General features: G+C 69.8%; 15 protein-coding genes. 5 read left to right on the top strand and 10 right to left on the bottom strand.

The annotated features are described in order from the left end of the window. Nucleotides 1–147: 147 nt before the first annotated feature. From ABD346_RS17715 to metH, 4 genes are all read right to left on the bottom strand, one after another. The gene (locus tag ABD346_RS17715; RefSeq protein ID WP_344376260.1) at nucleotides 148–1740 is read right to left on the bottom strand and encodes an ABC transporter substrate-binding protein; all 1593 of its coding nucleotides are present in this window, start codon (nucleotides 1738–1740) and stop codon (nucleotides 148–150) included. A gap of 71 nt (nucleotides 1741–1811) precedes the next feature. Continuing rightward, nucleotides 1812–3416, bottom strand: a complete 1605-nt coding sequence (locus tag ABD346_RS17710; protein WP_344375851.1) for an ABC transporter substrate-binding protein — start codon at nucleotides 3414–3416, stop codon at nucleotides 1812–1814. Between the two features lie 490 nt (nucleotides 3417–3906). Beyond that, nucleotides 3907–4647, bottom strand: coding sequence for an HAD family hydrolase (locus ABD346_RS17705; protein WP_381226198.1), 741 nt, complete (start codon nucleotides 4645–4647; stop codon nucleotides 3907–3909). 129 nt (nucleotides 4648–4776) lie between these two features. Continuing rightward, on the bottom strand, nucleotides 4777–8286 hold the full coding sequence (metH, locus tag ABD346_RS17700) for a methionine synthase (protein ID WP_344375849.1): 3510 nt from the start codon (nucleotides 8284–8286) through the stop codon (nucleotides 4777–4779). A 291-nt stretch (nucleotides 8287–8577) separates the two neighbouring features. On the opposite strand from metH, the gene ABD346_RS17695 reads away from it, so the two are divergent. From ABD346_RS17695 to ABD346_RS17675, 5 genes are all read left to right on the top strand, one after another. Further along, nucleotides 8578–9342 (top strand): IclR family transcriptional regulator, encoded by a 765-nt coding sequence (locus tag ABD346_RS17695; RefSeq protein ID WP_189962076.1) that lies wholly within the window; start codon nucleotides 8578–8580, stop codon nucleotides 9340–9342. A 367-nt stretch (nucleotides 9343–9709) separates the two neighbouring features. Then, nucleotides 9710–10486, top strand: a complete 777-nt coding sequence (locus ABD346_RS17690) for an MIP/aquaporin family protein (RefSeq protein WP_344375847.1) — start codon at nucleotides 9710–9712, stop codon at nucleotides 10484–10486. Nucleotides 10487–10526: 40 nt separating this feature from the next. Further along, on the top strand, nucleotides 10527–12053 hold the full coding sequence (gene glpK, locus ABD346_RS17685) for a glycerol kinase GlpK (RefSeq protein ID WP_344375845.1): 1527 nt from the start codon (nucleotides 10527–10529) through the stop codon (nucleotides 12051–12053). A gap of 5 nt (nucleotides 12054–12058) precedes the next feature. Next, complete coding sequence (locus ABD346_RS17680; RefSeq protein WP_053723490.1) at nucleotides 12059–13669, top strand: glycerol-3-phosphate dehydrogenase/oxidase; 1611 nt, start codon at nucleotides 12059–12061, stop codon at nucleotides 13667–13669. Between the two features lie 191 nt (nucleotides 13670–13860). After that, nucleotides 13861–14532, top strand: a complete 672-nt coding sequence (locus ABD346_RS17675; RefSeq protein WP_344375843.1) for a FadR/GntR family transcriptional regulator — start codon at nucleotides 13861–13863, stop codon at nucleotides 14530–14532. 90 nt (nucleotides 14533–14622) lie between these two features. Here ABD346_RS17675 and ABD346_RS17670 read toward each other — a convergent pair whose 3' ends face one another. The 6 genes from ABD346_RS17670 to ABD346_RS17645 form a co-directional block, all read right to left on the bottom strand. Continuing rightward, on the bottom strand, nucleotides 14623–16482 hold the full coding sequence (locus ABD346_RS17670; RefSeq protein WP_344375841.1) for a serine/threonine-protein kinase: 1860 nt from the start codon (nucleotides 16480–16482) through the stop codon (nucleotides 14623–14625). A 188-nt stretch (nucleotides 16483–16670) separates the two neighbouring features. After that, nucleotides 16671–17702, bottom strand: a complete 1032-nt coding sequence (locus tag ABD346_RS17665) for an ABC transporter permease (protein WP_344375840.1) — start codon at nucleotides 17700–17702, stop codon at nucleotides 16671–16673. Further along, nucleotides 17699–19231, bottom strand: coding sequence for a sugar ABC transporter ATP-binding protein (locus ABD346_RS17660; RefSeq protein WP_344375838.1), 1533 nt, complete (start codon nucleotides 19229–19231; stop codon nucleotides 17699–17701). The genes ABD346_RS17665 and ABD346_RS17660 overlap by 4 nt, the downstream gene beginning before the upstream one ends. Before the next feature lie 32 nt (nucleotides 19232–19263). Beyond that, nucleotides 19264–20298 carry a sugar ABC transporter substrate-binding protein gene (locus ABD346_RS17655; protein ID WP_344375837.1) on the bottom strand — a complete coding sequence of 345 codons (1035 nt, stop codon included), beginning with the start codon at nucleotides 20296–20298 and terminating at the stop codon, nucleotides 19264–19266. Nucleotides 20299–20324: 26 nt separating this feature from the next. Beyond that, a complete protein-coding gene (locus ABD346_RS17650) occupies nucleotides 20325–21101 on the bottom strand; it encodes an SDR family NAD(P)-dependent oxidoreductase (protein WP_344375835.1) in 777 nt (258 codons plus the stop codon). Further along, on the bottom strand, nucleotides 21098–22417 hold the full coding sequence (locus tag ABD346_RS17645) for an enolase C-terminal domain-like protein (protein WP_344375833.1): 1320 nt from the start codon (nucleotides 22415–22417) through the stop codon (nucleotides 21098–21100). The genes ABD346_RS17650 and ABD346_RS17645 overlap by 4 nt, the downstream gene beginning before the upstream one ends. Nucleotides 22418–22654: the final 237 nt, after the last annotated feature.

Below are 22654 nucleotides of genomic sequence, written 5' to 3'. Positions count from 1 at the left end.
GTCGCGCCACGCGGCTGAGCCGCGCCGCAGAATGTCACGGCCCCGCGCCCCTGGCAGGACCGGGTCCGAGCTCCCTCGGGGACCGGGGCCGCGCAATGGCACGGCCCCGCGCCCCCATGGGGCCCCGCGCCCCCAGCCGGGTTGCCCCTAACCCTTCTTGATCTCCCAGAAGCGGAACACCGTTGACGCGTCCAGGGTCCATTCCAGGCCGGTGATGCCGGTTCGGGCCACCGCGTACTGCTTGCCCTGCCACAGGGGAAGGACGGGGAGTTCGTCGGCGACCATGTCCTGGAGCTTGGCGAAGTCGCCCTCCGTGGCCGCGCGGTCGGCGGTGGCCGCGGTCGCCGGGAGGATCTCGTCGGTGATCTGCTTGTTCGCGTAGTTGTTGGACAGCACGTTGCCCTTGCCGAAGAACGGCAGGGTGAAGTTGTCCGGGTCCGGGTAGTCGGGGACCCAGCCCTTCACGTAGACGCCGTACTTGCCGGCCTCGATGTCCTTCTCGTACTGCTTGAACTCGACCGACTTCACGTCCGCGTCGAACAGGCCGCTCGCGTTGAGCTGCTTGGCTATCGCCTTCAGCTCGTCGTCGGTGGACGGGCCGTAGCGGCTCGGCGTGGACCACAGGGTCAGCTTCACCTTGCCGGTGATGCCGGCCGAGTGCAGGGCCGCCTTCGCCTTGGCGGGCTGGGGGCTGCCGCCGTACATGTCGAACAGGGCGGTGTTGTGGGCCGTGATGCCGCTCGGGATGACCGAGTACAGCGGGCTCGCGGTGGACGAGTACACGTCGCGCACCAGGGCTTCGCGGTCGACGAGGTAGGCGATCGCCTTGCGCACCCCGACCTTGCCGACGACCGGGTCCTTCATGTTGAAGACCAGGTCCTGGACCTCGGCACTGGTGCCCTCGATGACCTCGATGCCCTTCTTGTCCGCCGTCGGCGAACTCTGCAGGGCCGCGGTGTCCTTGGCGGTCAGGCCTCGGTAGACGAGGTCGACGTCGCCCTTGTTCAGGGCGGCGGCCAGGGCCTTCTGGTCACCGTGGTAGAGCTTCAGCGTCATGCCGGAGTTCTTGGCCTTGACCGGGCCCTCGTACGAGGAGTTGACCGAGAAGACGGCCTTGTCGTCGCCGAAGGAGTTCAGCTTGTAGACGCCGGAGCCGACCGCCTTGCCGTCGGTGCGGAGCTTGTCGGCCGGGTACTCCTTGTGGTCGACGATCGAGCCGGCGCCGGAGGCGATCTTGCTGGGGAAGGTGGCGTCCGGGACCTTGAGGTGGAAGACGACCGTCTTCTCGTCCGGGGTCTCGATCTTGCCCAGGGTGGCGAGCATCGGCGCCGGGCCGTTGGGGTCGTTGATCTTCAGCACGCGCTCGAAGGAGTACTTGACGTCCTCGGAGGTCAGCTTGTCGCCGTTGCTGAAGGTGAGGCCGCTGCGCAGGGTGCAGCGGTAGACCGTGGAGCCGCCCTTGTCGAAGCTGCACGCCTGGGCGGCCTCCGGCTGCGGCGTCGAACTGCCCTTGGGGAAGCTGAGCAGCGACTGGAAGACGTTGTTGAACAACAGCCACGAACCCGGGTCGTAACCCGAGGCGGGGTCGGTGGCCAGGATGTCGTCCGACATCCCCATGACCACCGAACCGCCGCCGTCGGAGGCGGCGTCGCCGCCCTCCTGGGTACCGCAGCCACTCAGGAGCCCGGCCGCCACACCCGCGGCGAGCGGGGTCGTCAGCCATCGGTTCCGGATCTTCACGTGCACGTGCCTCACAGTCCTGCTCACGGAAATTACTGGCCGGCACGTAAGGATCGTGGCCGGGTCGTGCGTTACTTCTTTCCTCGCGCCAGTTCCCAGAGCTGCAGGTCGGACGAGGAGTTGATGGCCCATTCGGTGCCGGTGATGTCGCTGCGGGCAGCGACGTACTGCTTGCCCTGCCACAGCGGGATGACCGGGACGTCGCTCGCGACGATGTCCTGGATGGACTCGAACGGCTTGGACGCCTGGTTGCGGTCGGCGGCCACCCGCGACTGGGGGATGAGCGTGTTGCGGATGTCGTTGTTGGCGTACGGGGTGTTGAGGAAGTTGTCCTTGCCGAAGAAGGGGGCGACGAAGTTGTCCGGGTCCGGGAAGTCGGGGAACCAGCCGAGGCCGTAGACCGCGTACTCACCCTTCTTCTGCGCCGGACGGAACTTCGACCACTCGGTTCCCTGGATCGTAGTGCTGAAAAGCCCAGTCGCGTTCAGCTGCGAGGAGAGATTCTTGAACTCGTCCTCGGTGATCGAACCGTAGTGGTCCGTCGTGTAGTTGAGGGTGAGCTTGACGGGCGTCTGGATGTTGGCGTTCTTCAGGATGGCCTGGGCCTTGGCCTTGCTGGCCTCGCCGTATTTGTTGAAGAACGAGTTGGTGTGCCCGGCGATCGAGGTGGGGATCAGCGAGTACAGCGGCTCGGCGGTCTGCCCGTACACCTTGTTCACGAGCTGGCTGCGGTCGATGGACTGGGCGAGCGCCTGGCGCACGGCCTTGTTCTTCACCGACGGGTCGTCGGTGTTGAAGCCCAGGTAGCGGATCTCCAGGCCGGGCATCTCGACCAGGTTGATGTCCTTGCTGGGGCTGACCTGCATCTGCTGGATCTGCCCCGGCGTCATCGCACGGGTCATCATGTCGATCTCGCCCTTGGCGAGCGCGGTGCCCATGGCCTCGGCGGTCGGGAAGGAGCGCAGCTCGACCTTGTCGTTGGCGAGCTTGACGTCACCCTTGTAGTTGGAGTTCTTGGTGAAGGTGAACGTCACCGCCTGCTCGCCGCCCTTGACCTCGGCCTTCATCTTGTACGGCCCGGAGCCGTCCATCTCGAAGCCGTCGCGGAGCTTCTTCGGCCCGTACTTGTCCTTCTGCACGATGCCCGCGGCGGGGGTGGCCAGCTTGTACGGGAACGTGGCGTCCGGCGTCTTGAGGTGGAAGACGATCTCGGCGTCGCCCTTGGTCTCCATGGTGTCGATGTTGTCGAGGAGACCGGAGGGGCCGTTGTCGTCCTTGATGTCGATGACGCGCTGGATGGAGTACTTCACGTCGTCGGCGGTCACCTTGGTGCCATCGGCGAACTCGAGGCCGCTGCGCAGGGTGCAGCGGTAGCTCTCGTTCTCCTTGTCGGTGAAGTTGCAGGCGGAGGCCGCGTCGGGGACGGGCATGCCGCCGCCGCGCGGAACGTGGACCAGCGACTGCGTCGTCTGGCGCATCACGTTCCAGATGCCCGTCTCGTAGGCGTGCGCCGGATCGAGGGGGGCAGGGGCGTCCTTGGTTGCCACGAACTGGTCCGTGGTGCCCACGACGATGGTCTTGCCGCCGTCTCCCCCGCTCTCCGATCCGCCACAGGCGGCGAGTACGGGAGCGAGCAAGGCCACTACGGCCGGCAGCACCAAAGTCTTGCGGTTCATCCTGGACGATCTCCCTTGTCCGGCACTTTGGGGTACAGCTGTGTACGGGACACTCCGCCGCGTCCGCCCGTTCGGGGCGGGGCGATCGGGCCGGGTTTGTGCGATCGGACCTGCGCTCCCGTCCGCTTGGTGTGCGGCGGGGCAGATGAGGGTGCGGCGAAGTTCTTGGACGAGATTAGTGGGCGCCGTACGAAAAGCTGGAACTGGCTCTGGTGCACGGGGAATCAATCCGTCCGCCGCAATACCGGCCCACCGATATACGGGCGGCGGAATGATTCGTACACGAGATCACCAAACGGGACACAAGGGTGCGTCCAGGGGGCCCGGAGTGCCGGGATCGGGCTCCTGTCGACCCCCTGTCGGGTGACGAACGTCACCACCCGGGTCCCTTTGACAGGGTGTGAATTCGGCACCGTGGGCGTCACGGAAAATGAACGCGCGGCTGCGATGAGTTTCCGCTGCATTCAGCGGCGCACGCTCGGTGTGCGGGTCAGTTCATCCTGGTGATCAAGGTGCGCAGAAATGCCAGGTCGACCTCTTCGAGGGAGCCCACCACGACCCGGCCCGCGGCGGCCTCGATCGGGGCGACGGACGGTACCGCGACCACCCGGCAGCCGGCCGCCTCGGCCGCCGCGACGCCGGTCGCGGTGTCCTCCACGACGGCGCACCTGGCCGGGTCGGCGCCGAGTCCGTCGGCGGCGATCAGGTACGGGTCGGGGTGCGGCTTGGTGCGGGCCACCTCGTCGCCCGCGACGGTCAGGGCGAAGTTGGACGGGCCGAGCGAGTGGACGATCTTGTCGATGATGCGGCGGTGCGAGGCCGAGACCAGGGCTGTCGGGATGTTGTGGGTGGCGAGCTCGCTCAGCAGCCGGGCGGCGCCCGGCATCAGCGGCACCCCGCGGGTGATGCGCTCCTCGAAGCGTTCGTTGAGCAGTACGGTCAGCTCGGCCAGGGTGATGTCGGCGCCGGTGGCCTCGATGAGGAAGCCCGCGCTGCGCGTCATCGGGCCGCCGACCACCACGTCCCGCCACGACTCGTCGAGGGCGTGCCCGAGGTCCGCGAAGACCTCGCGCTCGGCGTCCCACCAGAAGCCCTCGGTGTCGACCAGGGTGCCGTCCATGTCGAGGAAGACGGCCTGGAGGGCTGCGCCCTCGGCCATTGGGGTCTCCCCTGCTCGAACGGAGTTGAGAGCCTGGGGATGAGTCGTGGCCGCGGGGACCGTACTGGTCATCGGCACACCTCCTGAGGGGACGAGAAGGCCGGTCGCCTTCCCCAGCTGGGAAAAGCGACCGGCCTTCACTGGGCCGACCAGTGTACGTCCGGCCCGCTGAACATGCGCTGAATTATGTGCCGCGCCCCGTCATCGGGCGTTGAAGTACTTGGCTTCGGGGTGGTGGATGACGATGGCGTCGGTGGACTGCTCGGGGTGGAGCTGGAACTCCTCGGAGAGGTGGACGCCGATCCGCTCCGGTTCGAGCAGCTCGGCGATCTTCGCCCGGTCCTCCAGGTCGGGGCAGGCCCCGTAGCCGAGCGAGAAGCGCGCGCCGCGGTACTTCAGGGCGAACATGTCCTCCACCTCGGAGGGGTCCTCGCCGGCGAAGCCGAGCTCGGAGCGGACCCGGGCGTGCCAGTACTCGGCGAGCGCTTCCGCCAACTGGACGGACAGGCCGTGCAGTTCGAGGTAGTCGCGGTAGGCGTTGGCCGCGAAGAGCTTGGCCGTCTCCTCGCCGATCCGGGAGCCGACGGTGACGACCTGGAGGCCGACGACGTCCACCTCGCCGGAGTCCTCCGGGCGGAAGAAGTCCGCCAGGCACAGCCGCCGTCCCCGGCGCTGGCGCGGGAAGGTGAAGCGGGTGCGCTCCGAGCCGTCCTCGTTCAGCAGGATCAGGTCGTCGCCCTTGGACACGCACGGGAAGTAGCCGTGGACGACGGCCGCCTCAAGCAGGCCCTCGGTGTGCAGCTTGTCGAGCCAGCCGCGCAGGTGCGGGCGACCCTCGGTCTCCACCAGCTCCTCGTAGGTGGGGCCGCCCGCACGGGCTTCCTTCAGGCCCCACTGGCCCTTGAACAGGGCGCCCTCGTCCAGCCAGGAGGCGTATTCCTTGAGCGGGATGCCCTTGATGACGCGGGTGCCCCAGAACGGCGGGGTGGGCACCGGGTTGTCGGTGGCCACGTCGGAGCGCACCGAGCCCTCCGGCTCCTCGACCTCCAGGACGGGGGTGTCGCGCTTGGGGACGCGGCGCTGCTTCAGCTCCGGGAGCACGGCTCCGGGCACGCCGCGCTTGACGCCGATCAGGGCGTCCATGAGGCGCAGGCCCTCGAACGCGTCGCGGGCGTAGCGGACTTCGCCCTGGTAGATCTCGTGCAGGTCCTGCTCGACATAGGCCCGGGTCAGGGCCGCGCCGCCGAGGATGACGGGGTACTCGGCGGCCAGCTTGCGCTGGTTGAGCTCCTCCAGGTTCTCCTTCATGATCACCGTGGACTTGACCAGGAGGCCGGACATGCCGATCACGTCGGCGCGGTGCTCCTCGGCGGCTTCCAGGATCGCGGAGACCGGCTGCTTGATGCCGAGGTTGACGACGTTGTAGCCGTTGTTGGACAGGATGATGTCGACGAGGTTCTTGCCGATGTCGTGGACGTCGCCGCGCACGGTGGCGAGCACGATGGTGCCCTTGCCCTCCGCGTCCGACTTCTCCATGTGCGGCTCCAGGTGGGCGACCGCCGACTTCATGACCTCGGCGGACTGGAGCACGAACGGCAGCTGCATCTGGCCGGAGCCGAACAGCTCGCCGACCACCTTCATGCCTTCGAGCAGGGTGTTGTTGACGATGTCGAGGGCGGGGGTGTCCTGGAGCGCCTCGTCGAGGTCGGCCTCCAGGCCGTTCTTCTCGCCGTCGATGATGCGGCGCTTCAGGCGCTCCTCCAGCGGCAGGGCGAGGAGTTCCTCGGCCTTGCCCGCCTTCATCGACTTCATGTTGACGCCCTCGAACAGCTCCATGAGCTTCTGCAGGGGGTCGTAGCCCTCGGCGCGCCGGTCGTAGATCAGGTCGAGGGCGACCTTGACCTGCTCCTCCTCCAGGCGCGCGATCGGAAGGATCTTCGAGGCGTGCACGATCGCCGAGTCCAGGCCGGCCTTCACGCACTCGTCCAGGAACACGGAGTTGAGGACGACACGGGCGGCCGGGTTCAGGCCGAAGGAGATGTTGGACAGGCCGAGCGTGGTCTGCACGTCCGGGTGGCGGCGCTTGAGCTCGCGGATCGCCTCGATGGTGGCGATGCCGTCGCCCCGCGACTCCTCCTGGCCGGTGCAGATGGTGAAGGTCAGGGCGTCGATGAGGATGTCCGACTCGTGCACCCCCCAGTTCCCGGTCAGGTCCGCGATGAGCCGCTCGGCGATCGCGACCTTGGTCTCGACGGTGCGGGCCTGGCCCTCCTCGTCGATGGTCAGCGCGATCAGCGCGGCACCGTGCTCGACCGCGAGCCCGGTGACCTTCGCGAACCGCGACTCGGGCCCGTCGCCGTCCTCGTAGTTGACCGAGTTGATGACCGCACGGCCGCCCAGCTTCTCCAACCCGGCCTGGATGACCGGGAGTTCGGTCGAGTCCAGGACGATGGGGAGGGTGGAGGCGGTCGCGAAGCGGCCGGCCAGCTCGGCCATGTCGGCCACGCCGTCGCGGCCCACGTAGTCGACGCAGAGGTCGAGCATGTGGGCGCCCTCGCGGATCTGGTCGCGGGCCATCTCCACACAGTCGTCCCAGCGGGCCTCCAGCATGGCCTCGCGGAACTTCTTCGACCCGTTCGCGTTGGTGCGCTCGCCGATGGCCAGGTAGGAGGTGTCCTGGCGGAACGGCACCGTCTGGTAGAGCGAGGCGGCGCCCGGCTCCGGGCGCGGGTGGCGCTCGCCGGGGGCGGTTCCGCGCACCCGGTCCACGACCTGGCGCAGGTGCTCGGGGGTCGTACCGCAGCAGCCGCCCACCAGGGACAGGCCGTAGTCGCGGACGAAGTTCTCCTGCGCGTCGGCCAGGCCCTCGGGGCCGAGCGGGAAGTGGGCCCCGTCCTTGGTGAGGACCGGCAGGCCGGCGTTGGGCATGCAGAGCAGCGGGATGCGCGAGTGCCGGGTGAGGTAGCGCAGGTGCTCGCTCATCTCGGCGGGGCCGGTCGAGCAGTTCAGACCGATCATGTCGACGCCGAGCGGCTCAAGGGCGGTCAGCGCGGCGCCGATCTCGGAGCCGAGCAGCATCGTGCCGGTCGTCTCGAAGGCGAGCGAGACCAGGAGCGGCAGGTCGGCCCCGGTCGCCTCCATCGCGCGGCGGGCGCCGAGGATGGCGGACTTGGTCTGGAGCAGGTCCTGGGTGGTCTCGACGATCAGCGCGTCCGAGCCGCCCGCGATCAGGCCCTCGGCGTTCGCCTGGAATCCGTCGCGCAGCGTGGGGTAGCCGATGTGGCCGAGCGTCGGCAGCTTCGTACCGGGGCCGATGGAACCGAGCACCCAGCGCTGCTGTCCGGTCGAGGCGGTGAACTCGTCGGCGACCTCGCGGGCGATGCGGGCGCCGGCCTCCGACAGCTCGTGCACCCGCTCCGGGATGTCGTACTCGCTCATCGCGGTGTGGTTGGCGCCGAAGGTATTGGTCTCGACGCAGTCCACGCCGACCGAGAAGTACGCCTCGTGGACCGAGCGCACGATGTCGGGCCGGGTCACGTTCAGGACCTCGTTGCAGCCCTCGAGGTCCTGGAAGTCCTCCAGGGTGGGATCCTGCGCCTGCAGCATCGTGCCCATCGCACCGTCGGCCACCACCACCCGGGTGGCGAGCGCCTCGCGGAGGGCGTCGATACGGGTCCGGCTGTCAGCGGAAGGGGTCGGCAACAAGGCCATGGATGTGCTCCCTGGAGTGCGACGGCTGTCGGCTTTGCGCCGTCCGGTGGGAGGGCGCACGCGGCCAGCCTAACCGGGCGGACCCTGGCGGCGCGCGGCTGTATCAGGGGGCGGACGGCCGGGGCACGGCCGGATGCAGGTGTCCGGAAGTGTCGGGAGGGCCCGCCCTCGCGGTGACACGAGGTCGGCAACGGCCGATACTGTTCAGCATTGTCGAACCAGTCGATGTGAGAGCCGGCCGCTTCAGCGGCGACAGCCGGTTCAGCAGTGCCCGAAAAGGGAGGGAGCGCGATGGCGCGCAACATCCAGTCGCTCGAACGGGCGGCCGCCATGCTGCGGCTGCTCGCGGGGGGCGAGCGGCGGCTCGGTCTGTCCGAGGTGGCCTCCGCACTGGGCCTCGCCAAGGGCACCGCGCACGGGATCCTGCGCACCCTGCAGGCCGAGGGCTTCGTGGAGCAGGACCCGGCCTCCGGCCGCTACCAGCTGGGCGCCGAGCTGCTGCGCCTGGGCAACAGCTACCTGGACGTCCACGAGCTGCGGGCGCGCGCCCTGGTGTGGACGGACGACCTGGCCCGCTCCAGCGGCGAGAGCGTGTACGTGGGGGTGCTCCACCAGCAGGGCGTGCTGATCATGCACCACGTCTTCCGGCCCGACGACAGCCGCCAGGTGCTCGAAGTGGGTGCCATGCAGCCGCTGCACTCCACGGCCCTGGGCAAGGTGCTCTCCGCGTACGACCCGGTGGCGCACACCGAGGCGGTGGACAACATGCACGAGGCGTTCACGGCCCACACGGTCACCGCGCCCGAGAGCTTCGAGGGGCTGCTCGACGTCACCCGGGCGCGCGGCTGGGGCTCGGACATCGAGGAGACCTGGGAGGGCGTCGCCTCGGTGGCCGCCCCGATCCACGACCGGCGCCGGATGCCGGTCGGCGCGGTGGGCGTCACGGGCGCCGTCGAGCGGGTCTGCAAGGACGGCGAGGTGCGGCCCGAGCTGGTGGCCGCCGTACGCGACTGCGCCCGCGCGGTCTCGCGGGACCTGGGCGCCGGGCGCTTCTAGCCGACCGCTTGCGGCGGTGCGGCGCCGGGCGCTCCAGCCCGCTCGCCGCAGGACAGAACACCGCCATGACGACTCGCGCCATACCAGTACATGATCTTGATCCCGCGCCCGGGTCCATGTTTGGTGGTTCGTACCACCTGGTAACGATCAGGGATTCCGGCCACGGAAGTATTGACGTCCAGTTAACCCGGGGGCAAAACTGCCGTTCAGCGGTCGGCATTGTCGAACACCTACCGGCAATACGAGTTAGAGTGTGACAACGCCATGGGCCGGACAGCCCTCAGCCATTGAGGGTGCGGACCACCGGAGGGACCCGGTGTTCCGCTTGTTGGGATTTCCCCCTGGACGAAGGACAAAGGAGTCGCGGGTGTCCAGCCACGACATCTTCACCGGCGAGATCATTGGTACCGCCGTTCTCACCCTGCTGGGCGGTGGCGTGTGCGCCGCCGTCACGTTGAAGCGCTCTAAGGCGCGGAACGCCGGCTGGCTCGCGATCACCTTCGGGTGGGGCTTCGCCGTGCTGACCGCCGCCTACATCTCGGCCCCGCTCTCGGGCGCCCACCTCAACCCCGCGGTGACCCTGGGTCTCGCGATCGAGGGCGGCACCAAGTGGAGCGACGTCCCCGTGTACCTCGGCGGACAGATCCTCGGCGCCATGCTCGGCGCGGTCCTCGTGTGGCTCGCCTACTACGGCCAGTTCCACGCGCACCTCACCGACTCCGAGATCGTGGGCGACGGCAAGGCGATCGAGGCCCGCGAAAGCAAGGCCGGTCCGGTGCTCGGCGTCTTCTCGACCGGCCCGGAGATCCGCAACGTGGTCCAGAACGTGGTCACGGAGGTCATCGCCACCATCATTCTGGTGCTCGCGATCCTGACCCAGGGCCTCAACGGCGACGGCAAGGGTCTCGGCGTCATCGGTGTCCTGATCACCGCGCTCGTCGTGGTGGGCATCGGTCTCTCGATCGGCGGTCCGACCGGCTACGCCATCAACCCGGTCCGCGACCTCGGCCCGCGCATCGTGCACTCCCTGCTGCCCCTGCCCAACAAGGGCGGCTCGGACTGGAGCTACGCGTGGATCCCCGTCGTCGGCCCGCTGATCGGCGGCGCGATCGCCGGTGGCATCTACAACATCGCCTTCGCCTGAGACACGACGCGACCCCCTTCGGACCTACCGGGAGCACCCCATGAGCGACACGCACAGCACCGGCCCGTTCATCGCGGCCATCGACCAGGGCACCACCTCCAGCCGCTGCATCGTCTTCGACAAGGACGGCCGGATCGTCTCGGTCGACCAGAAGGAGCACGAGCAGATCTTCCCGAAGCCGGGCTGGGTGGAGCACGATGCCACCGAGATCTGGACCAACGTCCAGGAAGTCGTGGCCGGCGCGGTCGAGAAGGCGGGCATCACCGCCGCCGACGTCAAGGCGATCGGCATCACCAACCAGCGTGAAACCACGCTGATGTGGGACAAGAACACCGGCGAGCCCGTGCACAACGCGCTGGTCTGGCAGGACACCCGCACCGACGCGCTCTGCAAGGAGCTCGGCCGCAACGTCGGCCAGGACCGCTTCCGCCGCGAGACCGGCCTGCCGCTCGCCTCGTACTTCGCGGGCCCGAAGGTGCGCTGGCTGCTCGACAACGTCGAGGGCCTGCGCGAGCGCGCCGAGCGCGGCGACATCCTCTTCGGCACCATGGACTCCTGGGTCATCTGGAACCTGACCGGCGGCACCGACGGCGGTGTCCACGTCACGGACGTCACCAACGCCTCGCGCACCCTCCTGATGAACCTGCACGAGATGGCGTGGGACGACAAGATCCTGTCGTCCATGGAGATCCCGGCGGCCGTGCTGCCGGAGATCCGCTCGTCCGCCGAGGTGTACGGACACGCCAAGGGCGGCGTCCTGGACGGCATCCCCGTCGCCTCCGCGCTCGGCGACCAGCAGGCGGCCCTGTTCGGCCAGACCTGCTTCTCCGAGGGCGAGGCCAAGTCGACCTACGGCACCGGCACCTTCATGCTGATGAACACCGGTGACAAGCCCGTCAACTCCTACAACGGCCTGCTGACGACCGTCGGCTACCAGATCGGCGACCAGAAGCCGGTCTACGCCCTCGAAGGCTCCATCGCCGTCACCGGCTCGCTCGTCCAGTGGATGCGCGACCAGATGGGCATGATCAAGACCGCCGCGGAGATCGAGACGCTGGCCTCCTCCGTCGAGGACAACGGCGGCGCCTACTTCGTGCCGGCCTTCTCCGGCCTGTTCGCCCCGTACTGGCGCTCCGACGCCCGCGGTGTGATCGCCGGCCTCACCCGGTACGTCACCAAGGCGCACATCGCGCGCGCCGTTCTCGAGGCCACCGCCTGGCAGACCCGCGAGATCACCGACGCCATGACGAAGGACTCGGGCGTCGAGCTGACCGCGCTGAAGGTCGACGGCGGCATGACCTCCAACAACCTGCTGATGCAGACCCTCTCGGACTTCCTGGACGCGCCGGTCGTGCGTCCGATGGTCGCCGAGACGACCTGCCTCGGCGCCGCCTACGCCGCCGGTCTGGCCGTCGGCTTCTGGCCGGACACCGACGCGCTGCGCGCCAACTGGCGCCGGGCGGCGGAATGGACCCCTCGCATGGACGCCGACAGGCGTGACAGCGAGTACAAGAACTGGCTCAAGGCCGTCGAGCGGACCATGGGCTGGATCGAGGACGAGGAGTAATCGACATGACCACCCTGCAGAGCGTCCCTGCCCTCGGGACGCACCCGGCCTCCGGCTCCCACCCGAGCCGCGCCGAGACTCGGGAGCAACTGTCCAAGGCGACGTACGACCTCCTGGTCATCGGCGGCGGCATCCTGGGCATCTCCACCGCCTGGCACGCCGCGCAGTCCGGTCTGCGGGTGGCCCTGGTGGACGCCGGTGACTTCGCCGGCGCCACCTCCTCCGCCTCCTCCAAGCTGCTCCACGGCGGTCTGCGCTACCTGCAGACCGGCGCGGTGAAGCTGGTCGCGGAGAACCACTTCGAGCGGCGTGCGGTGTCCCGTCAGGTGGCCCCGCACCTCGCCAACCCGCTCACGTTCTACCTGCCCGTGTACAAGGGCGGCCCGCACGGCGCCGCCAAGCTGGGTGCCGGCGTCTTCGCCTACTCGGCGCTTTCCGCCTTCGGCGACGGCGTCGGCCACCTGCTCTCGCCCGCGAAGGCCGCGGCGGACGTGCCGGAGCTGCGTACGGACAACCTGAAGGCCGTGGCCGTGTACGGCGACGACCAGATGAACGACGCCCGCATGGCCCTGATGACGGTCCGCGCGGCCGTCGAGGCCGGCGCGGTCGTCCTCAACCACGCCGAGGTCACCGGCCTGCGCTTCACCAAGGGCCGGGTCACCGGCGCCGACCTCAAGGACCGCATGGACGGCGAGGAGTTCGGCGTCAACGCCCGCCTCGTTCTGAACGCGACCGGCCCCTGGGTCGACCACCTGCGCAAGATGGAGGACCCGAACTCGGCTCCCTCCATACGTCTGTCGAAGGGCGCGCACCTGGTCCTCAAGCGCACCGCCCCCTGGAAGGCCGCGCTCGCGACCCCGATCGACAAGTACCGCATCACGTTCGCCCTGCCCTGGGAGGACATGCTGCTGCTCGGCACCACCGACGAGGAGTTCGAGGGCGACCCGGCGGACGTCCGCGTCACCGAGGCGGACACCGCGCAGATCCTCGACGAGGCCGCGTTCTCGATCCGCGACCAGCAGCTGTCGCGCGACCTGATCACGTACTCCTTCGCCGGTCTGCGGGTGCTGCCCGGCGGTCCGGGCGACACCTCCAAGGCCAAGCGCGAGACGGTCGTCACCGAGGGCCGCGGCGGCATGCTGTCGGTGGCCGGCGGCAAGTGGACGACCTTCCGCCACATCGGCCGTACGGTGATGAAGAAGCTGGAGCAGCTGCCGGGCCACCCGCTCGGCGACGACTTCGAGCCCATCTCCGAGCTCCCCGGCAAGATGCCGCTGCCCGGCATCGCCAACCCGCGCGCCGTCGCCCACCGCCTGATGGTGGACGGCCCGGCGCCCGGCCCCCGCATGGCGGCCGACACCGCCAAGCACCTGGCCACGCACTACGGTTCGCTGTCCTTCGACATCGCGCGCCTGGCCAACGACGACGCGGCCCTCGCCGAGCGCATCCACCCGGACGCGCCGGAGATCTGGGCGCAGGTCGTGTACGCCCGCGACCACGAGTGGGCCGAGACGGCGGACGACGTGCTGCGCCGCCGCACGACCCTGACGATCCGGGGTCTGGCCACGGACGAGATCCGCGACAAGGTCGACGTCCTGCTGCAGAAGAAGAACTGACGAAGCGTCAGCGATGTGACGGAAGGGCGGCTCCCCTGCACGGGAGCCGCCCTTCCGGCTTCCACGGGGCACACCGGCGGCCTCCGGCCGGTCACCGCCGACGGGTTCGGGCTCTCTCGGGGAGTGCGGGCCGCGAGGAGGGCGAAGCGCGCATAATGGGGGCCGATACATCGGATGTATGGAGGTCGCCCATGGCTGTCACCGACGAGGCCATCGAGAAGATCAAGGAAATGATCGTCTCCGGTGCGCTGCGGCCGGGCGACCGGCTCCCCAAGGAGAGCGAACTGGCGGCGGAACTCGGCCTGTCCCGCAACTCCCTGCGCGAGGCGGTGCGGGCGCTGTCCCTGATCCGCATCCTGGACGTCCGTCAGGGCGACGGCACCTACGTCACCAGCCTGGACCCGCAGCTGCTGCTCGAGGCGATGAGCTTCGTCGTCGACTTCCACCGCGACGACACGGTCCTGGAGTTCCTCGCGGTACGCCGCATTCTGGAGCCGGCCGCCACGGCGATGGCGGTGTCGAGGATCAGCGATGCCCAACTCGACGTGCTGTCGGCCCAGTTGGACGCGCTGGGGGCCTCGCCCTCCGTGGAGGAACTGGTGGCCTCCGACCTCGAATTCCATCGGGGGATCGTGGCGGGGTCGGGGAACTCGGTGCTGTGCTCGCTCCTCGACGGGCTGTCCGGGCCCACGACCCGGGCCCGTATCTGGCGGGGCCTCACCCAGGAGGACGCGGTGAGCCGGACGTTGCACGAGCACCGGGCGATTCTCTCGGCCCTGCGCGACCGGGACGCGGAGGCGGCCCGGTCCTGGGCGACTGTGCATATCGCCAGCGTGGAGCAGTGGTTGAGGTCAACCCTGTAGGTCTCCCCCACCCGCCCCTCCAGGGGTGAGGTGGGCACCTTGGCGACCCGGCCCCGAAGGGCTCGGGCACCCAGCACCGCCGGCCTCGCCTCAGTGCTTCCTCGGCTCCTCTGCGTTGCGCCAGATCTTGAGGTCCAGGGTGATGTATTTGCTCGGGTCGTTCGTGCCGGACTTGCCGCGGTACGTCGCCACCGCGATGTGGCCCGCGTCGCTGAGCACGCAGATCTCCGACCCGTCCGTGAGCTGGTCGAGGCCGATCTTGTCGGTGTAGCGGGTTTCCGCCCGACAGGTCTCCAGCGAGCCCTTCTCCGAGTTGTTCAGGACGACCAGCTTGCCGTTGTCGGTCCCGACCTTCGTGTCTCCGAAGAGAGTGTCCATGTAGAAGTACAGGTCTCCGTGGTTGTACATCACGCCCGCGTTGCCGCCGGAGGCGGGGCGCGGCGGGTTGTCGGCCATCATGAGCTGGTAGTTGGCCGTCAGGTTGATGCCCTGGTAGGACGCCGGGGTGGGGTCGGCGGGCTTCTGGTTCTTGCCGCTCGACCCACCGCTCGTGGTCCCGGTGCCGGCCGACTTGCTTCCACCGACCGCGCTTGAGCTGCCCTTGGCCTTGTTGTCGGAGCCCTTCGGCAGCAGGGAGACGACGACCACGATGCCGATGACCGCCGCCACGACGGATCCGGCGACGATGAGCCCCGTGCGCTTGCGCTTGGGCGCGGCGGGCGGGTAGCCGGGGTGGTGGGCGGGCGCCGGAGTGGGGTAGCCGGGTCCGTACCCGGGCGGAGGCGTCTGATAGCCGGGGTGGGTCTGGTAGGCCGGCTGAGTCTGGTAGCCGGGCGGGGGCGTCTGATAGCCCGGCGGCACCGGGCCCGGACCGGCGGGACCGCTCGGTGCGTGCATCGGAGCGGCGGGGGCGCTCTGCGTCGGGGCGGCGGCCATGCCCATACCGGTCGGGGCGTACGGGTTCGCGCCCTGCGTCGGAGGCTGCGCGGAGACTTCGGTCGGCGTCGGGGCCACGGCGGGCTGGGGCGGCGGGGTCTTCGCCGGTTCGGGCAGTTGGAGGCGCTCGGTGATGGAACCGGCGACCGCCTGGGGCAGCCAGTCCTCGCCCTGGCGGAGCGGGGCGGGCGAGAGGTCGTGGCACATCTGGATGACCTCGGTCAGGCTGGGCCGGTCGGCCGGGTCGCGGCTGAGGCACCGCGTCACCAGGGGCCGCAGTTCTGCCGGCAGCGCGCTGAGGTCGGGGTCCTCGTGCACGATGCGGTACAGCACGGCGTGCGAGGAGCCCTCGCCGTACGCGGGCGCGCCGATCGCCGCGTAGGCCACGATCTGGCCGAGGGCGAAGATGTCGGTGTGCGGGGTGACCGTACCCGCGGAGGCCTGCTCGGGTGCCATGAACGCGGGCGTGCCGACGCTGACCCCGTGGCCGGTCAGCGAAGTGGCGTCCGCCGCGCGGGCGATGCCGAAGTCGATCACGCGGGGGCCGTCGGCGGCGAGGAGTACGTTCGCGGGCTTCAGGTCACGGTGGACGATGCCCGCGCCGTGGATGACGTGCAGCGCCTCGGCGACGCCGACCGCGAGCAGCAGCACGCTGCGCAGCGGCAGGCGCCCGTGCCGGGACACGGCGTCCGCGAGGGAGGGACCGGGGACGTAGGCCGTGGCCAGCCAGGGCTGGGTGCCGTCGGTGTCGAAGTCGATGACGGGCGCGGTGTAGAGGCCCTGCACGCGCTGAGCCGCCTTCACTTCCTGCTGGAAGCGGCGCCGGAACTCGGGGTCCTCGCTGAACTCGGGGCGGATCACCTTGAGCGCGATGGGGCGTCCGCCGGGGGTGTAGGAGAGGTACACCTTGCCCATGCCGCCCGCGCCCAGCACGGCGGTCAGACGGTATCCGCCCACCGTGGACGGGTCGTCCGGCCCCAGCGGCTGGAAAAGGTCGGTGGAAGGTGCGCTCATGAAAATCCGTCCCCTGTTGCGGCGGTGGGCCCGCCGATGCCCCAAACCCAACCGCGAGAGGGTATCCAACTTCCCGCCCAGGGTGGCCCTTGGGAGGGTGCCCGGCGGACATACGCAGACCTTCCGGCAAGTGAGGAGCCCCAGGGGCCTTCAACCCCCGGCGGGTTCAGGGAAGGGGCGGGTGGGCGCTAGTCCTGTTTTTCGCCGCTCGCGTAGCGGCTGATCACCAGCGCCACGATGATGATCGCTCCGTTCAGGAACTGGTTCCAGAGGGCGGGGACCCCGCCCAACGTCATGACGTTCACCACCAGTTGGAGCGTGAGCACACCCGTCAGGGCACCGAAGAGCGTGCCCCGCCCGCCCTTCAGGGAGATCCCCCCGATCACCGCCGCCGCGAACACCTGGAAGATCCACCCGTTCCCCTGGTTCGCCGCGACCGAACCGTAATGCCCCGTATACAGAATCCCCGCGAACGCGGCCAGCAGACCGCCCGTCGCCAGCACGATCCATGTCACCCGGTCCACCCGGATCCCCGCCGCCCGCGCCGCCTCCGCGTTCCCGCCGATCGCGTACAGCGCCCGCCCGTGCCGCAGCCACGCCAGCGCCGCCCCGCCGATCGCGAAGAGCGCGAGGCAGATCCAGACCGCGGCGGGCACGCCGAGCCAGTCCGTCATGCCGAGGTAGCGGAAGGACGGCGGCATGTCGATGATCGAGCGGCCGCCGGTGATGCCGACGTGCAGCCCCCGCAGCATCGTCAGCATCCCGAGCGTCGCGATGAACCCGTTGACGTTCAGCTTCAGCATGAGGAAGCCGTTGAAGGCGCCGATCGCCAGGCCGACCAGGAGGCACACCGGGATCGCCGTCCAGCCGGGCAGCAGGCCGACGCCCGTGAAGCGGCCGGCCGGCGCCGAGGACGGCAGGACCAGCCACATCGCGATGACGGGCGCGATGCCGATCGTCGACTCCAGGGACAGGTCCATCCGCCCGCAGATCAGGATCAGGGCCTGGCCGAGCACGAGCAGGCTCAGCTCGGAGGACTGCTGGATGACGCTGATCAGGTTGCCCGAGGTGAGGAACACCGGCGAGACGATGAAGCCGATGACCATCAGGACGAGGATCACGGGCACGAGGGAGAAGTCGCTCCAGCGGATGTGGGCCAGGCGCCCGAGCGGGCTCGCGTCCCGTACGCCCGCCGGTGCCTCGGTCGCCGTATCGGTCATGGCCGCTCCCCTGCCTTCCCAGCACCTTCCACGTCCCGCACACCTTCCATCGCCGCGACCAACTCCCCGTCGGTCCATCCGCTGCCGTACTCCGCGACGACCCGCCCGTGGAACAGCACGAGCACCCGGTCGCACACCCGGAGGTCGTCGAGTTCGTCGGAGACGATCACCGCCGCGCTGCCCTCGTCGGCCACCCGCCGCACCACACCGAGGAGCGCGTCCTTGGATTTGACGTCCACGCCCGCCGTGGGGCGTACCGCGACCAGGGCCACCGGTTTGCGGGCGAGCGCGCGGGCCACCACGACCTTCTGCTGGTTGCCGCCCGACAGGCCCGACACCGGCTGCTCGGGCCCGCGCGTCCTGATGTCGAGGGAGGCGATCATCGACAGCGCGAACTCCCTTGTCCTGGAAGGGAGTACGGTCCCCCAGGGCCCGAGCTGGTCGGTCACCGTGAGCGTCGCGTTCTCGGCGACCGAGCGGTCCGGGACGAGGCCCTGGCGGTGCCGGTCCTCCGGGATGTAGCCGATGCCCGCGTCGAGCGCATGCGGCACGCTGCCCGGCTTCACCGCTCTGCCCCGTACGGTGACCCGGCCCGCGCCGGCCCGGCGCATCCCGGCCAGGGTCTCGCCGAGCGCGGTGTTTCCGCTGGCCGCGGCCCCGGCGACGCCGAGCACCTCGCCCGGGTGCACCGCGAGGTCGAGCGCCTCGAACTCCCCGTCGAGAGCCAGCCCTTCGGTCCGCAGAACCGGCTCCGACGACGTCCGGGCGGGACCCGAGGCCGCGCGCCAGGAGGCCCCGGCCACACCTGCCCGCTCCCCCGTCATCGCCGCGACCAGCTCGTCCTTGGGCAGGTCGGCGACGGAGGCCGTCAGGACCTGGCGGGCGTCGCGGTAGACGGTGACCGCCGTGCACAGGTCGTACACCTCCTGGAGGTGGTGCGAGATGAACAGGAACGCCACGCCCTGCGCCTGGAGCTCGCGGAGCTTGGTGAACAGGCGCTGGATGCCGCGGGCGTCGAGCTGGGCGGTCGGCTCGTCGAGGACGATCAGGCGGGCGCCGAACGACAGGGCGCGGGCGATCTCGACGAACTGACGCTGCTCTACGGGCAGTCGACCGGCTCTGACATCCGGGTCGACGTTCACTCCGTACTCCGCGAGGAGGTCACGGGCGCGGCGGCGCAGCCGGCTCCAGCGGATGCGTTCGCCCTCGAAGCGGTTCAGGAACAGGTTCTCGGCGACGGTCAGGTCCGGGACGACCATGGACTTCTGGTAGACGCAGGCGACCTTGGACCGCCAGCCGGCCCGGTCCCCGAAGGCCGGTGCGGGCGCGCCGCCGAACGTGACGGCCCCCGCGTCCGGCCGGTGGAGCCCCGTGACCACGCCGACCAGGGTGGACTTCCCGGCGCCGTTGCGGCCGACCAGAGCGTGCGATTCGCCGGGCCGCACGGTCAGGCCGACGCCGTCGAGGGCGAGCGTGGGCCCGAAGCGCTTGACGATGCCGTGGGCGTGCAGAGCGGGTTCGGGCCCCATGCCCCGCCCTTCCGCCGGTTCGGGTGCCATCGCTAGCTCGTCTTCCGCAGCTGGTTCGCCCACAGCGAGGCGTCGTCCACGTTGTCCTTGGTGACCAGGGGCGCCGGCAGCTGGTCCTCGTAGCCGTTGTCGATCTTGATGATGTTCGAGCCGTGGTCGGTCGGGCCGGCCTTGAACGTCTTGCCGTCCAGGGCCGCCTTCGCGTAGTACAGCGCGTACTTCGCGTAGAGGTCGGCGGGCTGGGAGACGGTCGCGTCGATCTTCCCGGCCTTGATCGCGTCGAACTCCTCGGGGATGCCGTCGTTGGACACGATCGTGATGTGACCGGCGGTGCCCGGCGGCTTCAGCAGGCCCTTCTGCTGGAGCAGGGCGAGGGTCGGCTGGAGGAAGACCCCGCCGGCCTGCATGTAGATGCCGTTCAGACCGGGGTGGGCGGCGAGTGTGGACTGGAGCTTGGCGGAGGCGACGTCGCCCTTCCAGTCGGTGGCCAGCTCGTACACCTTGATGCCGGGGTAGCTCTTGTCCATGCAGGACTTGAACGCCTCGGAGCGGTCGCGCCCGTTGATGGAGCTCAAGTCCCCCTGGAATTCGGCTACTTCACCCCTTCCCTTGAGCTGCTCTCCCAGGTACTTGCAGGCCTTCTCGCCGTACGCCTTGTTGTCTGCCCGTACGACCATGTAGACATCGCCCTTGTCGGGGCGGGTGTCCACGCTGATGACCGGGATCTTGCGCTGGTTCAGGCTCTGGAGGGTGGAGGCGATCGCGCCGGTGTCCTGCGGGGCCATGACGACCGCCTTGGCACCCTGATCGGTGAAGGCGGTGACGTCGGCGACCAGCTTGCCGACGTCGTTCTGCGAGTTGGTGAGGGGCAGCGCGGAGACCTCGCCGGCCTTGACGCCCTTCTCGATGTACTGCTGATAGGAGTTCCAGAAGTCGCTGTCGCTGCGCGGCAGGTCGATGCCGACCTTCTGGGATCCCGTACCGCCGGACTCGCGGTTGCAGCCGGTGAGCAACAGGGCCGCGACAAGTGCGGTGCAAGCGGCGGCAGTTGTCGTACGCACTCTCATGGTCCCGTCCTTGGTGGAGTTGCGGCTCAGGTACTCGGTCGCAGGCGCAGACCCTGCATGCCGCCGTCCACGGCGAGCGCCGTGCCGGTGACGGCGGCCGCCGCCGGGCTTGCGAGGTAGCCGATCGCGGCGGCGACCTCGGCCGCCGAGACGAGGCGCCCCATCGGCTGGCGGGCCCGCAGGGCGGCGCGTTCGGCCTCCGGGTCGTCCGCCCGGTCGAGCAGCCGGGCGACCCAGGGGGTGTCCGCGGTGCCGGGGTTGACGCAGTTGACCCGCACCCCCTCGCGCACATGGTCGGCGGCCATCGCGAGGGTGAGGGAGAGGACGGCGCCCTTGGCCGCGCTGTACAGGGCGCGCTGCGGCAGCCCGGCGGTGGCGGCGATCGAGCAGGTCTGGGTGAGGGACGCGCAGCCGGGCCGCTCCCCGGCCGCGCGTCGCAGATGGGGCAGCGTGTGCCGGGCGACCCTGACCATGCCGAGGACGTTGACGTCGAGGACGCGGTGCCATTCGGCGTCGTCGTTGTCCTCGACGGTGCCGACGGCGCCGATGCCCGCGTTGGAGACGACGGTGTGCAGGGCGCCGAGTTCGGCCACGGTCCGGGCGACCGCGTCCCGTACGCCCGCGTCGTCGGTGACGTCGGCCTCCAGGGCGAGGGTGCCGCCCGGGGCGCCCTTCACGTCCCGGTCGAGTACGGCGACGCGGGCGCCGCGCTCCGTGAGGAGTTCGGCGGCGGCGGCGCCGATGCCCGAGGCGCCGCCCGTGACGAGGGCTGCCATGCCCTCGAAGTCCCTTGCGCTGCTCATGAGTTGACCTCCTTGGCTGGTCGGCGGGCCAGCCACTGCGGGCCGTCCGGATAGCGGTAGGCGGCGAGGGTGGCGGGGTGCATACGGGCGGAGAAGCCGGGGGCGGTCGGGGCGCGGTAGCGGCCGGCCTCGACGACGGCGGGCGCCGCGAAATGCTCGTGCAGGTGGTCGACGTACTCGATGACCCGGTCCTCGCGGCTGCCGGAGACCGCGACGAAGTCGAACATGGCGAGGTGCTGGACCAGTTCGCACAGGCCGACGCCGCCCGCGTGCGGACAGACGGGCACGCCGTACTTGGCGGCGAGCAGCAGGATCGCCAGGTTCTCGTTCACCCCGGCCACCCGGGCCGCGTCGATCTGCACGAAATCGACCGCACCCGCCTGGAGGAGCTGTTTGAACACGACCCGGTTGGCGACGTGTTCACCGGTGGCGACCTTCACCGGCTGCCCGGCCCGCACGGCGGCGTGGCCGAGGATGTCGTCGGGGCTGGTCGGTTCCTCGATCCAGTGCGGCTCGTACGGGGCGAGCGCGGCCATCCAGCGGATCGCTTCGGAGACGTCCCAGCGCTGGTTGGCGTCGACGGCTATGCGGATGCCGGGGCCCACGGCGGCGCGGGCCAGGCCGAGTCTGCGGACGTCGTCGTCGAGGTCGGCGCCGACCTTCAGCTTGATCTGGACGAAGCCGTCGGCGACGGCCTCCTTCGCGAGGCGGACCAGCTTGGCGTCGTCGTAGCCGAGCCAGCCGGGCGAGGTGGTGTACGCGGGGTAGCCCTCTTCCCTGAGGAGCCGGGCCCGCGCGGCGCGGCCGGGTTCGGCGGCGCGCAGGATGGCGAGCGACTCGTCCTTGGTCAGTACGTCCGTGAGATAGCGGAAGTCGACGAGCGAGACCAGGTCCTCGGGCGACATCGTGGCGAGGAACTCCCACACGGGCAGGCCCGCCGTGGTGGCCGCCAGGTCCCAGGCGGCGTTGACGACGGCGCCCGCCGCCATGTGCACGACCCCCTTCTCCGGCCCCAGCCAACGGAGTTGGGAGTCGTGGGTGAGGTCGTGGTGCAGGGCGGCGAGATCGGCCGCGGCGGCCGGTGCCGGGCGGCCCACGACGTAGGGCTTCAGCGCCTCGATGGCGGCGGCGGTCACCTCGTTGCCGCGGCCGATGGTGAAGACGAAGCCGTGGCCCTCGTGGCCGTCGTCGGTGCGCAGCACCACATAGGCGGCCGAGTAGTCGGGGTCCGGGTTCATGGCGTCCGAGCCGTCGAGCCGTTCCGAGGTGGGAAAGCGGATGTCGTGTACCTCGAACCCCGTGACGCTCGGCCTCATGCACGCCCCCCTGGATGAACACGTGGATCTGCCCATGGCACTACCCGCGGCACTACCCGTGGATCTTCGCCGGAATGAACCGATGAATCACTGAACGCACGTCCGCAGGAACCTTTACGGGAACATCCGTGTGGACATCGGATCTCTTCCGGTCATCCGATGTATATCCCCGCCCGAGCGCCAGCGTCCAGGGTCGTGCACGAACTTACGGCCCACAGCTCGGATGAATCGGCGTCC

This window comes from Streptomyces mauvecolor (assembly GCF_039532965.1).
In the GTDB taxonomy this organism is placed as follows: domain Bacteria; phylum Actinomycetota; class Actinomycetes; order Streptomycetales; family Streptomycetaceae; genus Streptomyces; species Streptomyces violascens.
Note: the sequence above shows the minus strand (reverse complement) of the source record. Positions and strands in the feature narration are given on the sequence as shown.

Bases quoted from the DNA above. Each gene is read 5' to 3' on its own strand.
- ABD346_RS17710 (WP_344375851.1), bottom strand. From the start codon at position 3,416: ATGAACCGCAAGACTTTGGTGCTGCCGGCCGTAGTGGCCTTGCTCGCT.
- ABD346_RS17680 (WP_053723490.1), top strand. From the start codon at position 12,059: ATGACCACCCTGCAGAGCGTCCCTGCCCTCGGGACGCACCCGGCCTCC.
- metH (WP_344375849.1), bottom strand. From the start codon at position 8,286: ATGGCCTTGTTGCCGACCCCTTCCGCTGACAGCCGGACCCGTATCGAC.
- ABD346_RS17695 (WP_189962076.1), top strand. From the start codon at position 8,578: ATGGCGCGCAACATCCAGTCGCTCGAACGGGCGGCCGCCATGCTGCGG.
- ABD346_RS17705 (WP_381226198.1), bottom strand. From the start codon at position 4,647: ATGACCAGTACGGTCCCCGCGGCCACGACTCATCCCCAGGCTCTCAAC.
- glpK (WP_344375845.1), top strand. From the start codon at position 10,527: ATGAGCGACACGCACAGCACCGGCCCGTTCATCGCGGCCATCGACCAG.
- ABD346_RS17675 (WP_344375843.1), top strand. From the start codon at position 13,861: ATGGCTGTCACCGACGAGGCCATCGAGAAGATCAAGGAAATGATCGTC.
- ABD346_RS17660 (WP_344375838.1), bottom strand. From the start codon at position 19,231: ATGGGGCCCGAACCCGCTCTGCACGCCCACGGCATCGTCAAGCGCTTC.
- ABD346_RS17670 (WP_344375841.1), bottom strand. From the start codon at position 16,482: ATGAGCGCACCTTCCACCGACCTTTTCCAGCCGCTGGGGCCGGACGAC.
- ABD346_RS17665 (WP_344375840.1), bottom strand. From the start codon at position 17,702: ATGACCGATACGGCGACCGAGGCACCGGCGGGCGTACGGGACGCGAGC.
- ABD346_RS17655 (WP_344375837.1), bottom strand. From the start codon at position 20,298: ATGAGAGTGCGTACGACAACTGCCGCCGCTTGCACCGCACTTGTCGCG.
- ABD346_RS17645 (WP_344375833.1), bottom strand. From the start codon at position 22,417: ATGAGGCCGAGCGTCACGGGGTTCGAGGTACACGACATCCGCTTTCCC.
- ABD346_RS17650 (WP_344375835.1), bottom strand. From the start codon at position 21,101: ATGAGCAGCGCAAGGGACTTCGAGGGCATGGCAGCCCTCGTCACGGGC.